This is a genomic window from Granulicatella balaenopterae (assembly GCF_900111135.1).
Lineage (GTDB): Bacteria > Bacillota > Bacilli > Lactobacillales > Aerococcaceae > Granulicatella > Granulicatella balaenopterae.
In genome coordinates this window covers 1-3,344 of record NZ_FOGF01000070.1, presented here as the reverse complement: position 1 = coordinate 3,344, position 3,344 = coordinate 1, and the positions used below count along the sequence as shown (strand labels likewise).

At 29.8% G+C, this 3,344-nt stretch carries 5 protein-coding genes; all 5 read left to right on the top strand.

Annotated features, from left to right (window positions below; genetic code table 11):
* A partial coding sequence (locus BMX09_RS09620) for a GHKL domain-containing protein (RefSeq protein ID WP_089748080.1) occupies positions 1–782 on the top strand: 782 nt, incomplete at its 5' end.
* A gap of 5 nt (positions 783–787) precedes the next feature.
* Positions 788–1,531, top strand: a complete 744-nt coding sequence (locus BMX09_RS09615) for a LytR/AlgR family response regulator transcription factor (RefSeq protein ID WP_177159602.1) — start codon at positions 788–790, stop codon at positions 1,529–1,531.
* A gap of 280 nt (positions 1,532–1,811) precedes the next feature.
* Positions 1,812–2,330 (top strand): hypothetical protein, encoded by a 519-nt coding sequence (locus BMX09_RS09610; RefSeq protein WP_089748077.1) that lies wholly within the window; start codon positions 1,812–1,814, stop codon positions 2,328–2,330.
* A gap of 258 nt (positions 2,331–2,588) precedes the next feature.
* Positions 2,589–2,813 (top strand): hypothetical protein, encoded by a 225-nt coding sequence (locus BMX09_RS09600; protein ID WP_089748073.1) that lies wholly within the window; start codon positions 2,589–2,591, stop codon positions 2,811–2,813.
* A 190-nt stretch (positions 2,814–3,003) separates the two neighbouring features.
* Positions 3,004–3,249 (top strand): hypothetical protein, encoded by a 246-nt coding sequence (locus tag BMX09_RS09595; RefSeq protein WP_177159601.1) that lies wholly within the window; start codon positions 3,004–3,006, stop codon positions 3,247–3,249.
* The last annotated feature ends 95 nt before the right edge of the window (positions 3,250–3,344 follow it).

The window sequence follows — 3,344 nt, the reverse complement described above, 5'->3', positions numbered from 1 at the left end:
ATGAATATTTAGAAATTAAAGTAACCGCATCATTATCTATCTTCATTGTTACTTTATTAGTAATGCTATATTTGCGGGATCAGCAATTGAAATATGCTCATAAGGAAGCCATGCAACAAAAAGAACAAGAACTTATGCAATATAATCGGTTAATAGATGAATTGGAAATAGTATATGATGAAATTCGTGGTTTTCGTCATGATTATGCCGGTATCATAAGATCATTAGAACCAGCTATAAGGAGGAACAATATGGAAGAAATATCTCAAATTTATAAAGAAGCATTATGCCAGATGAATTATGATATTTCTCAAAAAGATTATAGTGGTTTTGAGCTTAGTTATATTAAAAATGTTGGTTTTCGAAACATATTTTCTCAAAAAATATTACAAGCTAAAGATGAAAAGATTCCATTTAAATTGGAAGTTACAGAATGTATTCCAGAAGTAGAAGTACCACTTTTGGCTACTATAAGAATTTTAACAATTGTATTAGATAATGCATTTGAAGCAACAGTTATGACGAATAATCCAAGTATAGTAGTTGGCGTAGTAGTGGAAAATGATAGAGTTATCGTAAGTGTTAAGAATACTTATGATTCATCAACTATGCAAAAAAGATATAAAATCTGGGAGAAAGGTTATTCCACAAAAATAGGTCACAAAGGGTTAGGTCTTGTTAATTTACAACAACTTGTTTGGGAGCTAGATTCATTAGGATTAAAGACAGAAATAAATCAAAATACTTTTACTCAAATTATATCATTTAGAACAAAGGAGTGATGAATATGATAAGTATTGCTATTGTTGAAGATAATCCATATCATTTATCAGAATTAGAAAATAGCATATTAAGGTATGGTATGAACCATTCTTATAAATTTGAAATAGATGCGTTTATGAGTCAAGAAGATTGTCAACAACAAGAATTAAAAGAAGGTATGTATGATTTATATTTTATAGATTTAGAAATTGAAAATGATAGACAATATGGGGTACAGTTAGCAAAAATGATTCGAGAAGATAATCCTAATACTACAATTGTTTTTATGACAACATTGTCAGAAGCGATGCCATTTATTTTTAAAAATCATATAGAGGCATATGATTTTATCGCCAAAGATATAGGTCAAGAGGCTATTACAGCACGTGTTAATGAAGCGTTAGAGTATGTAATCAAAAAAAGAAAAGGAAATTTAGGCAATAAAAAAAATATATTATCGTATTCTTATAACGGGCGCAAAGGTGTTAATATACCTTTTAAAGATATATGTGCAATTCAAACAGACTCGAATATCTCACATGGAATAATAATCATTGGGGAAGGATTTCGCGAGTGCATATATGGTTCGATTTCTGAAATATATGAGTTAGATAAAGATAAATGTTTAACTAAAGTAAATCGTTCTTTATTAGTTAATTTTGAAAAAATTGAATCAACAAATATTAAAGAAAAGGTAGTATACTTTTCTAATGGAGATAGCTGCCGAGTAACTTATGAACAAATAAAAAAAATAAACAGGAAACGCTAGCGTGTGTTAGTGGCAATATAAAACTAACCACTTCTGTCAATCAAAAATTACCACTTTGGTAGATGCCCCCTCAAAGTTAGACTTACAAATCTAGCTTTGTGGGGTATTTTTTGCAAAACACTACAATTTTTGACGTTTCAGGCAATTACGATTCAAAGGGGAAAAGATGATGTATACTGAATTTGAAAAATAATGATAAGTTAAATAACTATTGGGAGGTGTATGGTAAAGATTACTAACTTAGGATTATTGAATAAAATAAAAGGAAAGGTGATTCATTATGAAAATAAAAAAATATATTGCATTAGGATTGCTATCAGGAGTTTTATTTTCGACAGTAACCCCAACAGCTTTAGCAGCTGAATCTGTTGCTAAAAATGAATCTGAAAGAATGCTAAGAGCATGGCCAGGTAGACCAGGTGGTAATGGTGATGGTTCAGAAGAGTGGTTACAGGGTAGTTACGGACAAACTAATGGGCCGTATAAATGGATAGGGTCGTCTCAAGGTCTTACAGAAGATTTAAATAATAGAGATCGACGCTTAATAGAGATTACAACAGAGATATCATTGTATTTTATTACAAAAACTCCTTCTACATCAAAAAACTTAAAAAGAATACTTAAAATATTTGGAGTTAAAACTTTACTAAAGAATATATGGAAAAATCGTTACGAAGGTGCTTATTATAACTCGAATACTTATGTTTCTGGTAGATGCATGAAAACGGTAATTACAACATATAAAAATTCGGATTATACTGGGTATGTAAAAACTTATACTAGTTATTATAAATGGTAACTAATTATGAAGACAAAAAGAACTATTGTAGCTGGTATATATACTATCGTTTTGACATATCTTGTTTATGATATTAACCCTAAATTAGATTTGTTACCGTGTATTTTATTTTTAAGTTATGAAAAATTAAATATGTACGAGGATGTTCAAAAAAGTTGGCAATTAAAACTAGGAATAGATATTTTTTATTTTACCATATTAGTAATTTGTATATGGATAGCCTATTTTTGATAAACAGATTATACGAGGTGGAATATTTTGAAAAACAAAGAGATTATTAAAGATATAGGGTTAATTATATTTATCATAATTATATATGTGATTTTGAGCGCAAGCAAATATGACCTAAGCTGGATAGTTGGTTTACTGTGTATGGATTATGGATTCATTGAGTATAGTAAAGTAAATAATAAAACAAGGCATGAAAACATTAGAAATTTTATTCTTGTTAATATGGTTTTGATTGCTACGGCGTTCTTATAGTGATTGGTGAATGATGATCAAAATTTCTCCCTGTTTCTTTGTTAGCGTCAATTTAATTTCACCATTTATGTCAATATAAAAGTAATTACTTTTGGGAGGTGTAAGATAAAGATTACTAACTTATGATTATTGAATAAAATAAAAGGAAAGCTGATTCATTATGAAAACAAAAAAATATATTGCATTAGGATTGCTATCAGGAGTTTTATTTTCGACAGTAGCCCCAACAGCTTTAGCAGCTGAATCTGTTGCTAAAAATGAATCTGAAAGAATGCTAAGAGCATGGCCAGGTAGACCAGGTGGTAATGGTGATGGTTCAGAAGAGTGGTTACAGGGTAGTTACGGACAAACTAATGGGCCATATAAATGGATAGGGTCGTCTCGAGGTCTTACAGAAGATTTAAATAATAGTACCAAGAAATCTCCGAAGCTTTAGCTTCGTGGGATGAATTGTTGTATCAAGATATTTTTGATACAATCATTATTGAGGGATATAAAATGAATTGTTGGAAAAGTGGAAGCCATAATAAA